Source organism: Lachnoclostridium phytofermentans ISDg, from assembly GCF_000018685.1.
Lineage (GTDB): Bacteria > Bacillota > Clostridia > Lachnospirales > Lachnospiraceae > Lachnoclostridium > Lachnoclostridium phytofermentans.
Genome location: NC_010001.1, coordinates 2170794 through 2192221 on the forward strand (window position 1 = coordinate 2170794; position 21428 = coordinate 2192221).

Genomic DNA, 21428 nt, shown 5'->3' on the forward strand with positions numbered 1-21428 from the left:
CAATTGCTAGATTGATTTGTGAGGGAATTTGAGAATATGAGAAGTGAGGTTTGATATTAATGGAGCAATATATAGCATTTCTTCGGGGAATTAATGTTGGAGGAAAAAACAAAATATCTATGCCTGAATTAAAAGAAGTATTTGAACAAAACGGATTTAATGATGTGTTAACCTATATTAACAGTGGTAATATCATTTTTTCCAGTTGTAATGATGATGAAAATAAGCTGAAAGAGGAGTGTGAAGCATTAATTACACGCCGGTTTCAACTGGAAATACCTGTTTCAATCATATCGGTAAGAGATTTATCGGCAGCGTATGATCATGCTCCTTCATGGTGGGGGCAGGATAAGGATTCAAAGCATAATGCTATTTTTATAATTCCGCCAGTAACAGTGGAAAAAGTATTTGAGGAAGTAGGAGAAATAAAACCTGAATATGAAACAGTTGCATATTTTGGGAGGGTTGTTTTTTGGTCTGCACCTCTAAATACTTTTTCAAGAACTCGTTGGTCAAAGATTGTTGGCTCGTCTTTGTATAATAGCATAACCATCAGAAATTCAAACACTGTTATAAAGCTGTTACAGCTTGCAAAATTATAGAAGAAAATAAAAAACCAAAGTTATCAAGAAAATCCACCGAAAGTTTCTTTATCTACATTAAACAACGAAAAGAAGTAAGTCTTGCGATGGAATTAATGTTGACATAAAATTACAGTTGGTATTATGATGATATCATCAACAAATCACTATCATATAAAGAATTAAAAATCGAGTGTGATGAAATGCCAGAAAGGTCATAGGATTTTAAAGTTATTCAGATTTAACTCAAACTGGTCTATTATTTCTGAGTGAGAGGAGAAATTTATATGAGATTAATAAATAAAAGTGAGTTTTTAAAAGGAAGTTTTGATACTCTTGGTGAGATATTTGATATGGTGGCAAAGCTACCTACTATCCGATTGGAAGATTTACAGAGGAAGCAAACAACCCTTATAATAGTTGATATGATAAATGGTTTTACCAGGGAAGGAGCGTTAAAGAGCCCGAGAGTGGAAGGTCTAATACCTGAAATTGCAAAATTGTCAAAAGCATGCGACGAATTGCAAATTATAAAGCTTGCATTTGCAGACTGTCATACAGAAGAATCACCGGAATTTGGTGCTTATCCGGTACACTGTATGGTAGGTACCAGTGAAGGGGAAATGGTTGATGAACTCAAGGAAATCGGAGGTTATACCCTTATTTCTAAAAACTCTACGAATGGGTTTATTGAAGAAGAGTTTCAGAAATGGTTTAAGGAAAATGAACATATAAACACCTTTATAATAACTGGTGATTGTACTGATATTTGTGTGCAACAATTTGCAGTAACAGTAAAAACTTGGTTCAATATGCAAAACAAAAAAGCCAGGGTGATTGTTCCTGTAAATGCAGTAGAAACTTATGATCTAGGCTTGCATGACGGTGGCTTGATGAACATAGTGGCACTATACAATATGATGATTAATGGAATTGAAGTGGTTGCAGGGGTAGAATAAATGGATAAAATGAACACTTGTGGAATCCATAATGAAAAACCTATTACGAATACATTTAAGGAGGTAACAATGGCACAATTGTCTAACTTACCTAATATAGGCAAAGAAGTTGAAAGGCAACTAAACGAAGTAGGTATAGAAAACTATGAGCAGTTGAAATCTCTTGGAGCAGAAGCAGCATGGCTTAAGATTCAAGAAATAGATGAATCTGCTTGTATTCATAGACTCTATGCTTTAGAAGGTGCAATCTTAGGTATTAAGAAAAACTTATTGCCAAATGAAAGAAAATCAGAACTCAAGGGTTTTTATAATTGGAATAAGAAATAGATGTTGAGCCAGTTTGGCAAATGACGATAAATAGAAGTGTTATGTATCTAATTATGTAATGGAAAAGTTAAATAAAAGCAGTAGTCTTGGAAGTGAATCCATAGAGTGCTGCTTTTTTATTATAATATGCATATTTAAATAATGGAGGAGCAAAACAAATTATGCTGTAATCCTCCTCTTCTTAATGTTACGCATTCTTTTTTTTACAAAAAAAGTTAATTATCCATTTTGTCTTAAAAAAAATAATAGTCACTACCATTTCTACCAGTAAACATACCGTGAATGTATTAGGAGCAATGATGTCAGGAAAAAATTTAGTAAATACAAAATCTAGTACAATCACAATAATAATAGATAGAATACATAAAATTTGTGACATTTTAACTTTTGAAATATCATAAAGCTCCTTTTCTTCTTCTGTCATTTTTCCATATTCTCTCATAACTGTATTTTTCGTTCCTGTCACAACTCTTATCAAATAAATTAGACAGATTAGTAGTATAGCTATAAGTGGAAAATTCTCACGTAATATTTTTTCCATAACTTTCACCTCAAAATTAATTTTGACAATCAATTTATCATTTATATAATGAGTTATTCTCATTTTAGCTTGTGTTCATTGATAAGTCAACAATACAATTACAAAAAATGTAATTATATAGTTTTTTAGGAGAACTTATAAAAAGAAACGATTAGAATAAAAAATTGAGATGTAAATCTTGATAAATAAATGATTTTATGAAAATATAAAATAGAAAATAACAAATAAAAACTAACCATAAAAGAAAAAAGAGTATTTGACTTGTGATCCTTTTAAACAAGACAGCAGACAGATTTGTACGTATTTGGAATAAATATGTATGAATTTACGTCTACGGTCTTTTTTTGTTCATGAAACCAATACGATTCGAGTAAAATATGAGCTTTAGTAAATAATAAAAAATGAATCAATTTTAAGATATCAAATTTAATGGTGTTGAATTTTATCACTTTATGTTAAAGAATAACAATACTATGGAGGAAAACAATGAAAGACAAAGCATTTGGTGTATTACAAAGAGTCGGGCGTTCCTTTATGCTACCGATTGCAGTTTTGCCAGTTGCCGGGCTTTTGCTTGGTTTAGGTAGTTCCTTTACAAATGAAACTACGCTAGCAACCTATAATCTATTAGGAATAATGGGACCTGGGACGGCTATATACAATATTTTAACCATTATGAGCAAATGTGGTAGCGTTATATTTGACAACTTACCACTGATATTTGCAGTTGGTGTAGCTATAGGTATGGCTAAGAAAGAGAAAGAGGTTGCTGCGTTATCTGCAATGATTGCATTTTTTGTTATGCATTCCGCAATCAGCGGTATGGTTTCTATTTACGGTGGACCAGAAGCCTTTATTAGCGGAGCTACTGGTACTGTTTTGGGGATGACATCATTACAGATGGGAGCTTTCGGAGGTATTATCGTAGGTCTTGGTGTTGCAGCACTGCATAATCGATTCTATAAGATTGAATTGCCAGCAGCATTTGCATTTTTCCAGGGGACTAGATTCATACCAATTATAAGTACTGTTGTTTTTACTTTTGTAGGAATTCTAATGTTTTATATATGGCAGCCAATACAGATAGGTATCAATGGATTAGGAGGAGTGGTACAAAGTACAGGTATCATCGGAACTTTCATCTTTGGTTTGATTAAGAGATTACTAATACCATTCGGTCTTCATCATGTATTTTATTTACCGTTCTGGCAGACAGCAATCGGTGGAACAATGGAGATTGCCGGAAAAACTATTATAGGCGCTCAGAATATATTCTTCGCTCAACTGGCTGATCCATCAACAGTACATTTTTCTACTTTAGCAACCAGATTTTTCAGTGGTGAATTTATTATATATATTTTCGGATTCCCAGGAGCAGCATTGGCTATGTACCGCTGTGCTCGTCAAGAGAAGAAAAAAGAAGTTTATGGATTATTATTATCAGCAGCACTTACTTCCATTATGACAGGTATTACAGAGCCAATCGAATTTTCCTTCCTTTTCGTAGCTCCTGTTTTGTTTGGAATTAGTGCCGTTATGGCAGGTCTTGCATACGCCATTGCACAAGCATTAAATATAGCAGTCGGCTTGACATTTTCAGGCGGTTTTATCGATTTGTTTTTGTTTGGTATTTTGCAAGGTAACAGGAAGACCTCATGGCTTCTTATCATACCTGTAGGAATTGTTTATTTCTTAGTATATTATTACATCTTTAGTTTCTTTATCAAGAAAATGAATTTGAAGACTCCAGGTAGAGAAGCAGACAATGAGGAAAGTAAGTTATATACACGTGCCGACTATGAAAAAAAGAAAAATGTATCGAAAGATGAAAAAGGTTCTGATGTGGATGAACTCTCTGCAGCAATAACAGAAGGACTTGGTGGAAAAGCAAATATCAGTGATGTGGATTGTTGTGCAACCAGATTAAGAGTAACCGTATTTGATGGTAATAAAGTAGAAGATAACATTTTAAAATCTACGGGAGCATCAGGAGTTATCCATAAAGGAACCGGTGTTCAGGTTATTTACGGACCGAGAGTAACCGTTATTAAATCTAATTTGGATGATTATCTGGCGACAACTAGTGATGTAGCAGAGAAAAAAGATTTTGCAAAAGCAGCGAATACAGAAAATAAAAATTATGAGAATAATGTAAGTAAAGTAAATAGTGCAGATAAACAAAATAGTGCAGATAAACAAAGTAGTGAAGACAAACAAGATACTGTAGACAAACAAAGTACTGTAGACAAACAAAGTAGTGCAAATAAACAAAGTAATGCAGACAAACAGGGAAAGGAAACTATTATTTTCGCTCCATTAAGTGGCAAGGTAATAGAATTAACAGATGTAAATGACGGCGTTTTTTCTGAAGGTATGTTAGGAAAAGGGTTTGCAATCGAGCCATCGGAAGGAAAAGTTGTAGCACCATGTGATTGTAAGGTGGAAACAGTTTTTGATACAAAACATGCCATAGGGTTAAGCTGTGGTAATGTAGAATTACTGATTCATATTGGAATTGATACTGTTGAGTTAAATGGAAAAGGTTATGATATCAAAATTCATGATGGAGATGTTTTAAAGAAAGGCGATGTTATCGGCTACTTTGACATAAACTTAATTACTGAAGCAGGATATCGCGTGGTAACCCCGGTTATCGTTACCAATACGGATGACTTTGAATCAATAGAGATTTTGAAAAAGGATTCTATTAAGGCAGAAGAAAGAGTTATGAGTGTAAAATAAAAATAGTAAAAAAGTAAAACCAAAATTGAAGTTTTGAAATAGAAAATTCGATTAATTAAAAAGTAATAATAATAGAAAGTTGTAACAAAATTACCATATGAAAGTATGTAAAAAAAATATAAAATGAGGTATAAAAAATGAAAGAATTTAGCTATGTAATCAATGACCCTCTAGGGATACATGCAAGACCAGCGGGACTTTTAGTTAAGAAGGCAAGTACATTTAATTCAGATATAACCATAGTGAAAGGCGAAAAAACTGCCGACTCAAAAAAAATATTTGGAATAATGGGCCTTGGAATTAAGCAGGGAGATGAGATAACCATAAAAATTACAGGTGAAGATGAAGAAGAGGCATCTGCTGCAATCGAGGAATTTGTCAAAGAAAACTTGTAATAGGAAGATTAGGTGAAAGAGGAAAGAATAGATTGATTGAAAGAATAGGTGGAATATGATGCAAAAGTATACTGGAAAAAGTGTATATGGTGGTATTGCCATAGGGAAAGCATTAATTTTCCATAAAAAAGAAGGTCAGGTACGTAGAAAACGTATAGAGGATGTGGAAACGGAGATCTTACGTGTTGATAAAGCAAGAGAAAAGGCAAAGGAAGAACTGCAAAAATTATATGATAAAGCAGTCACTCAAGTTGGTGAGCAGAATGCCATGATTTTTGAGGTTCATCAGATCATGTTAGAAGATCAAGATTACGTGGATTCCATAACTTATAAGATTAAAAATGAGCAAATAAATGCAGAATATGCCGTAGCTTCCACCGGAGATAATTTTGCGGAATTGTTTTCGTCTATGGACGATGATTATATGAAAGAACGGGCTGCTGATGTAAAGGATATTTCTAATCGCCTGATTAAGATTTTACAAGGTAAGACCGATAGTTCGTTAATGACGGACGAACCGTATATTTTGGTGGCAGATGATTTGGCTCCGAGTGAAACATTGCAGCTTGATAAGACGAAAGTACTGGCATTTGTCACTAGAAAGGGCTCTACGAATTCCCATACGGCAATTCTAGCCAGAATGATGAATATTCCAGCTTTAATTGGGGTAGATTTTGATGAGAATTGTGATGGAAAAGATGCAATTGTTGATGGTTATGAAGGTATTTTTATTACGGAGCCTACAGAACAAATTACAAATTCTATGAATGAAAAGCAGCAGGAGAATCTATATAAGAAGAAACTGCAGCAGGAGTTAAAAGGAAAAGAGAGTATTACGAAAGATGGTAAGAAAATCGATATATTTGCTAATATCGGGGGTGTTTCTGATGTAGCCAGTGTACTTCAAAATGATTCTGGAGGAATCGGACTTTTCCGAAGTGAGTTTTTGTATCTAGGTCGAGATACATTTCCGTCAGAGGATGAACAGTTTCAAGCCTATAAAACTGTATTGGAAAATATGGCGGGCAAAAAAGTAATTATTCGTACCTTGGATATAGGGGCAGATAAACAGGCAGATTATTTTGAACTAGATAAGGAAGAAAACCCAGCTATGGGTTACCGGGCGATTCGTATTTGCTTAAATCAGCCTGATATTTTCAGAACACAGCTTCGTGCCATTTATCGTGCAAGCATTTATGGTAATGTCGCTATAATGTATCCTATGATTATATCTGTTGATGAAGTAAAAAAGATTAAAGAAATAGTACAATCGGTAAAAGATGAACTAACGAAGCAGGGAATACCTTTTAATAATGTGGAACAGGGTATTATGATTGAAACACCAGCTGCTGTTATGATAAGTGATTTACTGGCAAAAGAAGTTGATTTCTTTAGTATTGGAACCAATGATTTAACACAATATACTTTAGCAATTGACAGGCAGAATCCTAAACTGGATTTCATTTATGATCCTCATCATCCGGCTATTCTTAGAATGATTCAAATGGTAATTGAGAATGGTCATAAAGGCGGATGTTGGGTAGGAATATGCGGAGAACTTGGTGCGGATCTCACACTCATAGAGGAATTTTTAAGAATGGGCTTAGATGAAGTATCCGTTTCTCCAAACTTAGTTCTTTCTGTGAGAGAAAAAGTTAGAAATACGGACCTAAGGGTAACGAATAATTAAAACAAATTAAGAAATCTTCTCTATCAGGAGGAGATGAAAAAAATGGTTCAGACTTCTTTTTTAGATGCTGAACCATTTTTTTCATGAGTCAATTCATTATATTTTTATAAGATACCTTATAAATTTCCTAAGACCAATACTCCAGATGCTCGCGTAAACAAGTGAGAATGATAAAAATATTATAATAATTAATGGAGTAGATAACGAATTGCTTAATTCTGCAAACGCCGGAATACCCACGATATAAGTTAAAAATACCATCCCAAGAGATAATGCTATGCTTGAAAATAATATAGATATTGCTATTCCCTTCCTATAAAGGAATGATCCGATAACGATACCTAGTAGCCCGGTGGTAAAAAGCAGGATTATTGCCTCCTTAGTACTAACTATAACAAGAATTAATGCAGAAGAAAAGAATACAGCAAAACCAAGAGAAATATTAGAAACAGCAGCTATCGCAATAGGTAGAGTACTGAATGGACTTAAGGCCAACCCAATTGCGGGTAAAAATACAGGCGCTGATTGGAACAGTATAGCTATTGTTGTCAAGATTCCTCCAAAACAAATAAACATGCCTATATTCATTTTTTTCAATATGAATGCCTCCTATCAGGATGGGACAATTTCAAAAACAGTGCCTTGGTTAAAATCAGTTACATTCATAGAGCCATAAACCCCTAAATATAATTTGGTTTGATTCAGATTTGTTCCCAAACTTGAATAATAGGCTGCACTGGACCCAAAATCATAATCAGTATCAATAACACTAAAATCATTCAGCTTACAATCTGTTCTTGGCGTGGTATAAGCTAAAACCCCTCTAACAGGAGGCCTGGATCCTTCATTTCGAGCAAAATCGGTAAATACAACACTCCCAGTTAAATCAGGAATCCCATTCCCCATATATGGCTGTACTCCTGTAAGTGCAGTTGCTCCAAACTTATCCGGTCGAGGATCTTTATGAAAATAACTAATAAGTGGCAGGATGCGCTGCGTTGAAGTAATTACTGCATCATTGTAGTAAGCAATTGTTTCTTCGTCCAAAGCTTGATTTGTAGAGCAGCTCCTTATAAATGTGGTAGGAAAAGCACCTTCCCATCCACGCCAACCAAAATTAATAAATCCTTCTTGGTCAGGTTCAGTCTTCTTTAAAGAAGCTTGAATAAGCTGAGGAACCGGTATTGGTTTATAATTAATGAATGAAAAGATGGACTCTACCAAATCCTGTCCCACAATTCCTACATATTTGATGTACTGATCATGAGACCTTTGAAATGAAATCCCAGGTAAATTGCGAGTTCCTTTCGCTATTACTGTAAGCGTATCCTGAATAGGTACTGGAAGTTCATCAAAACGTGTAACTACTGGCGAATTACTGATAAATATATTCTCAGACACATCAATTTCAATTATTTTACCGGCAATTTCCATATTATTCTGGCTTAGATTAAAAGGATCATATCCTAATCAACCATCTCCCGTTGTTAAAACGAGTTTTTCAGTTTCAGGTGAAAAGTTTAAGCTATTAACACCATTATGATTAAAAAATGGTCTTCTTATATTAAGTAATGTTCGGCGTTTCAGAGGTTGACCATTGGATTGTAAAATCCATTCTTCGACTGTATCAATATGATCATAGTTAACTTCTCTATTTATCCATTTTTGGTCTAAGGTTTCAGGTTCACATGGGTTAGGATTAAAAAGCTCAGAAGTATCTGAGCGAGGAATAGCACCTGGACCTTGTGTTCCAGCTACTGAATAATGAAGATAAAACAGACCGTTAACAGAAAATTGGGGATGAAATGCTAGTCCTATCAACCCACGTTCGTCATATTTACCACCCAAAGCACCTAGTGTAATGATTCGGGAGCGAATATCTAAAAAGGTTTTTATAACTCCGTCTCCTATGTAATAGATTTCTCCTACCTGGGTTGCAATAAATAATCTTTCCATTGAGTCACCTGGGAGAATAGCGGTTTTCAAAACAGTAGGCATATTTAACTTAGCTGCAACGGGTCGTAAACTAACTTTAATTTTTTTTAACAACTATTTTTCACCCCTCTATATTCTTTCTTTTATAAGAATATGATAAGAAATGTTCTATTAGTACTATAATGATACCCTGGAAACTGTTCGCCTTATACTGGAAGAGCGGTTTTAAATGCGGAAGCAACGTTTAGATAATGTAGTAAAAGATTAAGGGTGGATTATGCTAAGTTTGCATAGTCCACCCTTTGGAGCTGACATTTCAGCCAATTCTTTTATGCCTACAGCTAGGCTCACAACAAAATTTTTACACTACCTGCACTACCAAAAAGTCATTGAAACATATTACTCAAATGAATCCTGCCAAACCCTATTTCAGCATTCCTGCTTCCAACACCTATTTTCCCTTTGGAAAGACTGTTATTAAAGGAGCTGTAGTTAAGGATGGTTCTGCCGTTTAATTCTATTTCATATTTTCCCTGAATATTGTGAATTCCTAATAAATATTTCTTCCCTTGTTCAAAAGTATTAGTATGTCCCGTAGAAATCAATGTATCCCTACCATATAACCTTCTTACTATAGAAACAGTACCATCTTTAGATAACTCCACACGGTAAAAATCATCCTCATCAATATAGTTAAAATAGACGAAAGCAGCCGCATCAAGAGATGAAAATTCCTTAAAGTAAATATTCATATTAAACCAGTAATCCTTCCAGTACGTCTTCCCAGCAATGGAAAGACTCTCTTGAGATAAGGATTTCTCAGATATATAATAGGAATCTGAGTTAATTTGTTCTATACCAAAGCTGCCAGAGACCGGAGTCCAGTTCGTTAAATCACCTGTTTTAAAATCATCGGTGAGCAGAGGATCTACACGGATTCCATCAAAGAAGACAACTCCGTTAGAAGCTGTAAGCCCAACCTTTCCATGAGTGATTGGATCGGGGTCATATACGCTAAAGGTATAAGAATTTGGGGTTACTGTGGTTCCAAGGCTGACGGTTATGCGGTTTTTCTCGATTTCTGCAAGAAGAAACTGACTTTGAACATTTAAACGAATGGTTTTAACCCCGTCAATATTTCTAACAGCATAACTGTCATCGATATCAATGGGAGAGGTTATTGTTTTTAGTATGGTCTCGATACCGTTACTTTTTTTGTATAAGGTTACCGTACCCTTTCCCTTTTCTACTGTACCGGCTTTATCATATTCTAATTTGTAATAGTTATTCGGATCCTGATATCTTAAATAGACACCTGCTTTTGTGCCGGTGGCAAGACCAGTATGGTCAATCGGCTTACTTGGATCGGTAGGTATTACTGCCGGCTTATTCTCCAGATGGAATCTGACAGCCATGGAATAGTCAGTCCACTGTGTACTTCCCGTAAATACAGAGTGAGAAGATGTATCGGCAGGGGAAATCAGTCCCATATCATCAATAGATTGAATTAGAGAAAAACCATCAAGCTGAGTGCTTATCGCCCCCGTACTGCTATCTTCGAAGTCCAGACAGTATGGCAGAGAAAATAAATCAGTTTCTTTAGTCAACGGACCGATAGCCTGTGTAGACCTTCCGTAGAGAAGCCCGTTACGGGAAAGAAGAGCAGGGGTTATACGATATTGGTACTTATCACCCGGAAGAGCAGTCTTATCAGTATAATAGGAATTACTTACATTGGTATCTAGAGCTTCCCAGTAACCTAAGCTCTGATTATATCGTTCCACCTTGTAACCGGATACGATAGCTTGATTTTTCCACCAAAGGTCTATTCCATCCTTATGGCCGAATGCATTGTATACCTCTGGGACCTTTAGATTAGCAGCGCTTATGGTAGGAATGGAGAATAGATATATGCGCTGTGAATAGATGGTAGCAGTAAAAGTTCCGTTGATTGCCTGAATACTACCGGTAACTTCATCGTTGCTTGTGTCAGATACCTCCCTGATAATTACAGTTTCATCTTTCACTCCCAGCTTGGATAAATCAACAGTGAAGGTCTGGGAGTCTGTTTTATTGGTAGATTCTCTGTCAACAATAAGGAGCTGATAAGCATCCGAAGTCCTTACTATCATGATTTCGGTATCGCTATTTAACGCTTTTTGAGAAGAAACGGAATAATCTGCTTCTTGAAACTGTTTTCCGTCTTTAAGTCCAACGGTATCTACCAAGCGGTTTATGATGCGGGAAGAATAGTACATCTTTGTACCTCTGGTGGCGTTAACGGTGACATCGTCTATGGATACAATACCACTGCTGGGCTGCCCGTCAGCTGTGTCCTTATTTGATTTGGTAAACATAAAGCGGAGCGGAGCATATACGCCCGACCGTAACAGACTGACGGTCATTTTTGCAAAATTCGTTGCATCTCCCATATCGGGCTCTACTTTTGGCGCCAGTATCCAATTATACTCGGTCATGCTAACAGGCTTATCATCGATTGCTTTAAACATTTGAAGTGTATCTCTTGCAGCTGACCTGGTGCTTCCGTACTGGTGAAAATCATATATATCAAATAAGTCATGGTTTATATTATTTAATAAGGTATTCAGATAAGGAGCAGTAGTAGTATTATGTGAGGCAAAGGTCGGTCCCCAGTTTTTTACGGGGTTTCCCAGTGCTGCCATTGCTCCGGTTTTCAGTCCATCAATTTGGGCTGTAACTAAGACGGCGTAACCTTCATAATTAGTGACACCGATTAAGTCCGGCTCATTTCCTGCGTTAAAGTTGGTTACACCTGCAAGTCCATAGAGGTATCCCTGGGCAAAGGCATTGCGCCATACATTAAATAAGGCTTCCCCATAGGTATTCGGAGTACTTCCCCAGGGACCGGTTACCCTTAAGGTAGTAATCCCAAGCTCAGCTGACCTACGGATAGAAGCGAAGGTTCTGATGAAATCAGGCTGTGCGCCAAGATAATCCACAATATCTTTTTCAATCTGTAGGGTAGTGATATAGGGATTGGAGGATACGTCTGCCTTGACAGCAGTAACTGCATTATCATAGTCTGCTTTATTGTTTATGACCACAGCCGAAAGGCTGGGAGAATAACTAATACCGTTAAACTGCCGGTACATATTAAACATAATATCGCTATAGTATTTTGCAATATTTCCTTGCAATACGGTATTGCTACTATTATCACCAAGATATCTTAAGTCAAGGTTTTTATAGGTCCCATCTGCGCTAACGGTAATGGTATTCGTTAATGCAGCCTGCGTTCCTACAGGATAAAGCTCTGTCAGCAAGAGGAAAGAAAGCAGTAAGGATAGAATTCTGTACTTATGTTTTTTTAACATCGTAATCTCCTGTCTGCGTGCTGTTAATTTTGAACACGCGGGAATTATGAATTGTAAAATATACGCTTTGACTAAAATGATGGACTGCTGCAATGATTCAGGTGACATAGTGTATATATCAGATTTCCTGTTATGCAGCAGTCCGGAAAAGGGTATTTCTAAAAGGAAGATATAAAATGCTTAATTAATTTACTTTGGTTCCATATACTTCAACTTCCCAGATAGAGAATCCGGAAGTGGTTGTATAATCTCCACGGACACAACCGTACATACGAATATAACGTCCTGTACCGAATTTTGGACCTCTGATAGAACCTAATACACCCTGTGTGTTGGAAGGACCATAAGTAGGAGTCGCACTTGCGGTTGCTACACAGTTATATTCTCCACCCACAGAATTAGAGGAAAGAATATTAAGAAGGGAAGCAGAGGTGATACTGCTGCTACCATTCCAACCGTTAGGAGAAACTGTCCATGCATTCATCCAGCTGCCGGAATTCATGAGATCTTCTCCCTCAAGGTTCCAATCAAGGTCATTACATACATCAATTGTATAAAAACGACCTCTGGAAGCCATGCTGTTCCAATAAATTGCAAGGTCGGATATATTATATTCGTCTCCCAAATCAATAACAATCCATTGCGGTGCGGAGGCATCGGAAGTATTAACAGACTCCCAGCGGTTTCCAAGCGTTGAAGCTTTTACTCCATCTACGGCTTTATCAGCTGTATTGGCTGTATTAGTAGCACTGATGCTGGAAGCCTTTGCAGGTGCTTTTAATGCAATATTCGTTGCAGGTGAAAATGTATGTGTCAGAGTTAGGTCACCTGCTGCTATACCAGTGGAAGGCATATCAAATTCATAAAGGAACTTAATGTTTCCATTTGGATTGGTACCTGCTGGCAAGAAATTAGAGGTATCAAAGGATGTAGAAGATACCGGTCCGTTCGTTGTCGTAGAATAGGTACCAAGGGGTGTAACAGAGAAGAAAGTGCCGGTTATTTCAACGGTATGCTTACCGGAAAGAGTTGCCGGTCCGTTTAATGCTACGGTTGCAATTACCGGTTCTCCCACATAATATATTCCTGCGTTAAGACCTTGCGCTAAGGTAACTGTCGCCACGACACCGTTTGTAGTTATACTATTCGGAACGGTAACGCTATAGGATGCAGGAGTTCCAAGCTTATATACTGCTTCAAATACAAGGTTGCCGCCAAACTGACTAGGGAGATCAATAATATATATTTTTGGTGAGCCGGCAGTAAAGGTAGCAGCAATGTTGCTGGCAGTTAGGTTGGAGAAGGTATATCCGGCAGCTGCGGAAAGTGTAATTCGTGCCACAGCTATGGAATTATCCTGGTACTTACCTTCACTGTCTAACCCGCGCCACTCAATAGAGTCTACTGAAAACTTAATTGATGATCCGGAGCAGGCAGTTGGTGCTGTGTTACCGGCTGTCGGTGCCGCAAGACCGTAACCTGTTAAATCAGCTTGAGCAATTTTCATTGCCTGTATTTGACCTCCAGGAACCGAAGCTGCCATGCCTTTCGCAGTTATTCCATCTGCAAAGGTGACCCTTCTTGTAAAATAACCTGCAAGATCATTTGTTGCAGTAAAACCAGAATCTGCTGTTGCTCCCGGAATGTCTTCCCAGTTTGAGAATCCATCCAGGCTCTTTTGCCATTGATAGGTTAAACCGGAGATACCGCCATTAGGGGTATCAGATAATTTAATAATGGCCCCTACGGTTTGTGATGTTCCGCTTCCAATTCCACCTTTTACGAGTGGGTGATAGCCACTTGCTAATACACGGGGAGACTGTTCACTTCCGTTATGATAATAAGTAGCATAGATATTACCGGAAGGCTCAACAGGTAAGTTTACTATCTGGATATTTCCATTCCCCGGTATCAGAGTGAAGGAAGCAATCGGCGTTCCGCCGGTAGCGGTCGTATATATATTAATAGCATCTCCGGTAATAATTTCTTTGGTACCAGTTAATTGAATGGTCAACTCCGTATTAGTTGCATAAGAGGAATGTACTACAGAGGATACGGATTGAGGTGTATCTTCTGTCAACATCAGATAGGATACCGTTATGGTTAACATAGTGCCATCCGGGTTACGTACAAAAGAAATTTCTTTTGCTTCTGCTACGGTAATTAAAATGGTATTAAGAGAATCCATCCAATTGACTGCATCAAAGGTATTTCCGGCTTTTGCAGTAGCAATTACTGTGGCAACCGGTGAATCACCTGTTGCAAAGGTAGCACCTGCTACGCCACTCCAGGATATCTCACCAAAGGTCATCTGAGAGTTTTCTACCGGAGAGAGGGTAGCGGGAGACTGGCCGATCCTAGGTGCAGCAATCTCAATTGTGAACGGATCAATTTTACCTTCAACATATGGTTTTCCGTATACTTTAAAGGCTCCCATGGAGTATCCGTACATACCATTTTTTTGCGTCCCATACACCCTGATATAACGTCCGGATGGTTGAGCAGTGCCATAAGTAAAGTTATTATTAGTTGCTGTATTACCGGTTATTGTTTGAATATCTGTCCAGTTTATTCTGTCATCGGATATCTGAATTTTATAGTCAAATCCGCAGGAGGAAGCACTGTACCAGCTTAGTTCCACCTTCGATATGGAGTAGATTTCCTCAAGATCTATTTCAATCCACTGATCATCATATCTTGTAGAGGTATTTTGTTTGGATTCCCATCTGTGGTTTGATGCCATCGTAAGACCGTCATTAACGTTGTAAGCATAATTGCTTCCATTAACGGAAGAAGCTCTGGTTGGCTTAAATAGTGCTATATCATCGCTTACTGCAATGATAACGGAAGCGGACAGTGAAATCTTGTCTTGTTTAAAACCAACAGCAGTTAATTTCAAGGACTTCGTTGAATCACCAATGAGGAATGGACCTGTATACAGGGTACCATTCGTTGCGGAAGGCATGCTTCCATCAAGAGTATATTTTATTATATCAGCACCGGAGCAGACAATTGATACGGTCTGCATGGTATCGTATCTACCGGTTGGAACAGAAATAATCGGGGTCGGCAGAGGATTACAGTATTCTGCAACATTCTGGCGGAAACCTTCTGCATATTGTCCGCCTCCTGTGGTTGCACCCTGATGTCCTACTCCGCCGCCTGCTTCATTTACCACATGGGAAATGCCGCCACCAGCAGATTTTTCGATATCATTCGTACCTAAGGATACAATACATGCATTGTGTATTTTAACTCCATCCTTATCCGGTACTTCGATAGCACTATGAAGGTCTACATATCCGAGTGTATGAATAAATACATCGTATACGCCAAGTCCCCAGGCTTCATGATGCTCTACCTGATCAGCGACCTTGTATGCTGCATATCCATTTACTGTACCATCCTTACTCATCCAATCAGATTGATAAGGGACATCATAAGGGAGCTCGTTCTGATAGAAGAACATTTTACCATAGTCACCGTTCCATAAGGTTTCATATTCCTGAAAATGTTCACAGAACAACCCGTAGACAGTAACATTATCACCATTTACGACAAGTCCGTTCTTAGCTACATTCTTATCCCATGCTACTTCCTTACCATGGTCAGCTCGCCATATCCAGAAATGGTCACCGATTACGTTATTACTATTGATTTCAATACATTTGTTTACTTTTCCGATGAGATCTCCGCCAACACGGAAGAATAAATCACTTAATACAATCGGATTAGCGGAATTATCATTCGTATTCTTTGAAGCACCAATTCTTAGCATACTGTCAGAGCATCCGGATCCTGCATCAAAGATAATCCCTGATATTTTAACCCCCGGAACATCGGAGACATCAATGGCGATATTGGCGTTGGTAGGAACCAGAGTCGCTAGTCCCAGACCAAGTACAACAAAGTTTTCTTGAGTAATATTTATGGATTTATTAAGATAATAAATACCGGGTGTAAAAATAAGCCCCTTCTTACCTGTTAGTCCGGCATTTATCATGTCTGCAGTATCAGAAGGCTTAGCGATGAAGCAGTCACTTACAGAAATGGATGTTCCGGAACCTATATTTCCATCGGACCAGGAGGTACCGCTAGCATCTTTTCTGATAGAAGGAACAAAAATCTTATATTCGTCACTGTCCAGATATAGGAACGGTTTTTCACTTACAATAGGAGCCTCCGCTACAACAGTAACATTACCTGCGGTACTTCCTATCTGGCCGCTAGGAATGGTTCCTGTATCACCTACAAACACCATATTCCATTGACCACCGCTCCAATTACCCATATAAGTGTTTCTGGAGATCCACTGCTGTTGTCCACCGGCAGAGATGGTTCCGGATATTTTGCTGTCAGCAATGTATCCGCCGCTTGCCCATCCTCCATCGTCCAATCGCAGATTGCCTTCAATGTTGATACGGCGCATCGGTGCTGCCTGAGCAACAGCCCACTGGGAATTGCCTGCAAAATTGATGTTTTCTACGGAACGCCAGAAATTACAGGTTGCATTATTGTTACCATTGCTATCCTTTAACCATTTTGCATCAACTAAAAGAGAGGACAAATTGGTATCGAGAGGAGTTTTTCCCAAACCGGAAACCTGAGTATAAAATCCGATATGAGGAATGATGTCTTGATAGGTTCCTGGTTTAAATAGAATTGCGTAACGGCCCTCGCCGAATTGAGCAGCTGGTCCTTCTTGAAGAGCGAAAATACGATCCATTTCTGCTTGGATTTTAGCGCTGTCATCATCAGGGCTGTAAATATATACATTAGGACCAAACAAATATTTTTCAGCGCTCATTGGATCCGATGGGTTGCTTTCATATTTTTTATTAATTGCAATAACAATATAGTAATCACTAGACTTACCATTATCGGTATAACTTAGTTTAGTAACAGGAGTTGCCCCGTTTATACAAGTTCCGGAGCTTATATCAGAAAAACGACTGTTAACCTTATAGATATTGTATCCGGTTGCACCTTGTACAGAATTCCATGTAATCAGATTACCTTTGGATTCGCTTCGAACTACTACATTCTGAGGAACAGTAAGGGGAGCATCGTTATCTTGATTACCGTTATCGGGAGGGTTCCCATTCCCGGAAGAGTTTCCGTTATCGGAAGGGTTCTCATTACCGGAAGAAGATCCAGAATCAGAGGAGTGATCTTTATCAGTTGAGTCTGTCTGAGTATCCGAAAAAACAGGTGGAATTGTAACTTTCTTATTTATGGTTACATTATTCGGTTTGGAACCCTTGACGGTTACATTGTTAACGTTTACGAGTAGATTATTAATAGAACCTTCATTATTAATTGTAGCTTTTTTATTGAGAGTAATCTGGTTGATTCTGGCACCGTTCTTAATGGTGATAACTGGATTACTTTTATCAGATGTGTTACCGGATACGACGATACGATCTACTTCGCCGCTAATATTAATTTTCCGGTCATTGGCTTTCACTTGGAGAGCTTTGATTGAAGATGAGGCATCTATTGTAATAGGGCTCCCATTTTCAGTGACTATTAGGTTGGTCATACAGGTATTGAATAGATGAATAGCTTTGCTCGTTTTCACATCCAGACTTTTCATATTACCGTAGAGGTAGAGTTCTCCATTTATTACAGTTACGGAACTACTTTCATACGAAGAAGAGAATTTTAAAGAAACTGGAGCTTTTTCTTTTTTATCTACGATGATATTTGCAACTTTCGTGCTTCCAATGATATGTATTGAATTTTTTCCACCTCCACGAACAATTAATTGTCCGCTTATTTCTACATTATCAAGAGTTACATCACCGGAACCAACGCCTTCCGCGATGATCAGGTTACCATTAATCTGCATCTTCTTAAGTGTGATGTTACCAGTATTAATGACAGCAGTTCCGGTTACTGATTTAGAATAAGTTCCGTCCTCGTTAAAATATTTTATTACAATTGAATCTATCATAGTGATAAATTCAGCACGAGTTACTGCTTTTTTAGGATGAAACGTATTGTCAGCATACGGCTTCATGATACCGTTTTTGATGGCTGATTTTACATAAGGTAAGGCTTCTTTCGAAATTGTTGAAGTGTCCTTAAAGGTTAGCTTCTCAGTAGACGCTGGGAGTGCAAAGGCCTTTCCAAGGAGGATTGCAAGATCTTGGCGGCTAAGCTTGCCTTTGGGATTAATATATCCATCCTTTGGTGTTATGATCCCGGCATACACGGCTTTCAGAACTGCGGTCTTTTGACTGCTTTTGCTGATATCCTTGATGGAAGAGGATGCTACTTTGGACTGATATCCCATAAGTCGCGCCAAGAACAATGCTGCATCTTCTAATGTAATTTCGGTATCTGGGTAGAATTTACTTTTCTGGTCAGGAATAACACCATAATCACTCCATTTACTAATCACTGACTTTGCAGGATGTTTTTTCGTATCCGTGAAATCTTTAGCATGTACTGGAGCTGGGACCATAGAGAATATCATGCCAATAATAATGAGAATTGAAATGATAGACTTTTCTTTTTTTCTGTTTCGTAACATAATTCCCTCCTATTAGTTTTTGATTATATCCTGATCATTAGGATATCGTGTTTGCTATACTTCCATACAAAAATTCCTTCTCACCCCCTTGATGCATTATATTGCCAATTTAAATGCTACCATAAATTACTTTTATTAAAAATGTCTTTATCTTACTTTGTAATGCCTATATCTTACTTGCTTAAAATTGTATGTAATCAGGTTTATGGAGGACATATGAATTTTCAATACAATATAAATAGGTAATTGCGAAACAGCCTCTAATTTTTAATTAATATAAGAAAAGTAAGAAAGTCATTTAATTTTTTATAACGCGAGATAATGCAATAATTTTAATTTTTAAGGTGGACTTCGTTCATCGCTTCTTTCGCTTATACTACGAAAAAACAAGGCACTCTACGTTTAACTTCGTAAAGTGCCTTGCTACGATTTATGGATTTCAATATTAAACTGATCCTGTTAGATTCCATATTTCCCAGTCACCGAATCTTTGAACAAGGGAAAAAGAGGTGGAGCAAAGGTGAAGACAGTGAATGTGACAGCCAACAGAATTAGTATTGCAACAGAAATATATAAGCAATATTGACTGAATCTCGCATATTTGTACACATGAAGTGCCAAGCCTTGAGCTACAGCAATACCAAGAAACAGTGAAAAAATATCAAGTATAAGTGATTCAATTCCCAATGCCCCTGTGTAGGTGTAATAAAAGCACAGAACTACCAATGGACATATCAATTCCGCTACTGTACACGAAGTAAACCATTGACTAGCAGAGATGTTATTTTTTTTGCCAAGGATAATATACCCTGCAATCCACCAGATGAGCATAGGCCAGAAAGTTAATTTTAAATGCTCCCACACGCTTTCATTGATTGGTGCAAAAATTCCTACAATTAACGAGTTGCCTGACCATTCATAAATATAGTGCATGAAGAAACCAATGATGAAGAGTATAGGAATGCCTAAAAGAATCCAGTTCTGAGGGGAATTTTTTGAAGTTGTGACTGAAGATTTGGACACGTCCAACCACATCCTTTATAAGTTTACTAAAGTATATGTTAAAATGGCTTGACACTATGATTTTAAAATATAAGAATAGAAAGGCGGAATAATATGAATCTATCATGATGGAGAAGCATTGCGGCATGGGTATCGGTGTAAAACCGTTTCTTTGGGCGATATGCAGGTGATTTTTTGATTGGCAAGCACTACACAACGCTTTGTGTTTTCTAATAAAACGTTCTGCGGTGAATGTGGCTGCAAGCTAAGCTATTAATCTTTAACCGACTGAGTTGTATGAATGTTAGAAGATATTTTTATAGCTGTCTGTGTAAAATACCAATGACTAATTTAGACAACGTACATGATTTTGTTCTTTGGGAAATGTTTTGTAATTTCAAATCTTAATAGTTCTTCTCCTTTATCTCTTGTAATAGAATTGTAGCAATATTTTCCACGCCCTCTGCCTGTCATTATATCTTTATTGTATAAGTCAATAGCATTTGGGAAAGCTTCAGCATTAATCATTCTATGAACATAACTGTATGTCATAAAAATCACTTCAAAAAACACCTCATTCTTAACCTTTTGAGACAGAGTATCAGCCAGGATATTAAATAATTCTTTATATAAAGCTTCCCAATTTTCCAATAAAATCACAGGAGCTACTAATATACCAATTTTGTACCCGGCTTCTTTTAAGCTATTTAATGCTTTTACTCTGTTTATCAGAGAAGACGTACCGAATTCAACTTTCTTAATAATTTCCTGTGGATTGACGCTCATTCTGATGATTGTCCTGCCTTTGTGTTCGAGATTTAATAATGAATCTACCATATCAAATTTAGTAGGAAGAGTTATATATCCTCGTTCATTTTTCCCAAAATTCTCTATTGTCCATTCAAGGTTACCGGTAATAGTATTTTCAAGAACCAAGTCACTATTACTGCCTATTTCAAACGTCAGTTCTGTGCTACTGTGATTTGAAGATTTAATTAGTTTGCCTAGCATTTGTTCTCTATTTACGAAAAGTCGCAGATATGAACATTTATTGTAATTACACACTAAATAGCAGTAAAGACACATAGCACTACATCCTGAAGATGTATATGGTACTAAAAAATCAGAGGTTTTTGAATTTGGTACATATTTGTGAGTTTTTCTAATTCCAATCACAAGATTCTGCTTCATTCTGGCAAACTCACAGTTCGGATTACTTCTTAGCTCGGGAATATTGTTGTGATTTTCAATTTTTACCCATTCAGCTGATTTGTATTTTTCATAAAGACTTTTGCCAAGCGTATAATTTAATGATTCTTCTTCGTAGTAAATAATATTTGGAATCAATAATTCACCTCCTAT

The 21428-nt window shown here is 37.3% G+C and carries 14 protein-coding genes; 6 read left to right on the forward strand and 8 right to left on the reverse strand.

Annotated elements, in window-relative coordinates; translation table 11 throughout:
* Positions 1–59: 59 nt before the first annotated feature.
* From CPHY_RS09150 to CPHY_RS09160, 3 genes are all read left to right on the forward strand, one after another.
* On the forward strand, positions 60–602 hold the full coding sequence (locus tag CPHY_RS09150; protein WP_012199790.1) for a DUF1697 domain-containing protein: 543 nt from the start codon (positions 60–62) through the stop codon (positions 600–602).
* Positions 603–868: 266 nt separating this feature from the next.
* Positions 869–1540: a cysteine hydrolase family protein gene (locus CPHY_RS09155; protein ID WP_012199791.1), complete on the forward strand. Its 672-nt coding sequence runs from the start codon at positions 869–871 to the stop codon at positions 1538–1540.
* Positions 1541–1867, forward strand: a complete 327-nt coding sequence (locus tag CPHY_RS09160) for a TfoX/Sxy family protein (protein ID WP_012199792.1) — start codon at positions 1541–1543, stop codon at positions 1865–1867. It begins immediately after the preceding gene.
* A gap of 187 nt (positions 1868–2054) precedes the next feature.
* On the opposite strand, the gene CPHY_RS09165 is transcribed toward CPHY_RS09160, so the two are convergent.
* A complete protein-coding gene (locus tag CPHY_RS09165; RefSeq protein ID WP_012199793.1) occupies positions 2055–2408 on the reverse strand; it encodes a hypothetical protein in 354 nt (117 codons plus the stop codon).
* 486 nt (positions 2409–2894) lie between these two features.
* Between CPHY_RS09165 and CPHY_RS09170 the strand changes: the two genes are divergently transcribed.
* The 3 genes from CPHY_RS09170 (at position 2895) to ptsP (ending at position 7235) form a co-directional block, all read left to right on the forward strand.
* A complete protein-coding gene (locus tag CPHY_RS09170) occupies positions 2895–5150 on the forward strand; it encodes a PTS transporter subunit IIABC (RefSeq protein WP_012199794.1) in 2256 nt (751 codons plus the stop codon).
* A gap of 137 nt (positions 5151–5287) precedes the next feature.
* On the forward strand, positions 5288–5545 hold the full coding sequence (locus CPHY_RS09175; RefSeq protein ID WP_012199795.1) for an HPr family phosphocarrier protein: 258 nt from the start codon (positions 5288–5290) through the stop codon (positions 5543–5545).
* A 58-nt stretch (positions 5546–5603) separates the two neighbouring features.
* The gene (gene ptsP, locus CPHY_RS09180; protein WP_041703425.1) at positions 5604–7235 is read left to right on the forward strand and encodes a phosphoenolpyruvate--protein phosphotransferase; all 1632 of its coding nucleotides are present in this window, start codon (positions 5604–5606) and stop codon (positions 7233–7235) included.
* Positions 7236–7331: 96 nt separating this feature from the next.
* On the opposite strand, the gene CPHY_RS09185 is transcribed toward ptsP, so the two are convergent.
* The 7 genes from CPHY_RS09185 to CPHY_RS09210 form a co-directional block, all read right to left on the reverse strand.
* Complete coding sequence (locus CPHY_RS09185) at positions 7332–7832, reverse strand: hypothetical protein (RefSeq protein WP_041703426.1); 501 nt, start codon at positions 7830–7832, stop codon at positions 7332–7334.
* 15 nt (positions 7833–7847) lie between these two features.
* Positions 7848–8669 carry a hypothetical protein gene (locus CPHY_RS22435; RefSeq protein WP_242657978.1) on the reverse strand — a complete coding sequence of 274 codons (822 nt, stop codon included), beginning with the start codon at positions 8667–8669 and terminating at the stop codon, positions 7848–7850.
* Positions 8670–8705: 36 nt separating this feature from the next.
* A complete protein-coding gene (locus tag CPHY_RS22440) occupies positions 8706–9284 on the reverse strand; it encodes a hypothetical protein (RefSeq protein WP_242657979.1) in 579 nt (192 codons plus the stop codon).
* A gap of 272 nt (positions 9285–9556) precedes the next feature.
* Positions 9557–12526 (reverse strand): hypothetical protein, encoded by a 2970-nt coding sequence (locus CPHY_RS09195; protein WP_012199798.1) that lies wholly within the window; start codon positions 12524–12526, stop codon positions 9557–9559.
* A 184-nt stretch (positions 12527–12710) separates the two neighbouring features.
* Complete coding sequence (locus CPHY_RS20770; protein ID WP_012199799.1) at positions 12711–19064, reverse strand: S-layer homology domain-containing protein; 6354 nt, start codon at positions 19062–19064, stop codon at positions 12711–12713.
* A gap of 459 nt (positions 19065–19523) precedes the next feature.
* Complete coding sequence (locus CPHY_RS09205; protein ID WP_242657980.1) at positions 19524–20087, reverse strand: DUF6512 family protein; 564 nt, start codon at positions 20085–20087, stop codon at positions 19524–19526.
* A gap of 330 nt (positions 20088–20417) precedes the next feature.
* Positions 20418–21413, reverse strand: coding sequence for an SPL family radical SAM protein (locus CPHY_RS09210; RefSeq protein ID WP_012199801.1), 996 nt, complete (start codon positions 21411–21413; stop codon positions 20418–20420).
* Positions 21414–21428 lie beyond the last annotated feature (15 nt).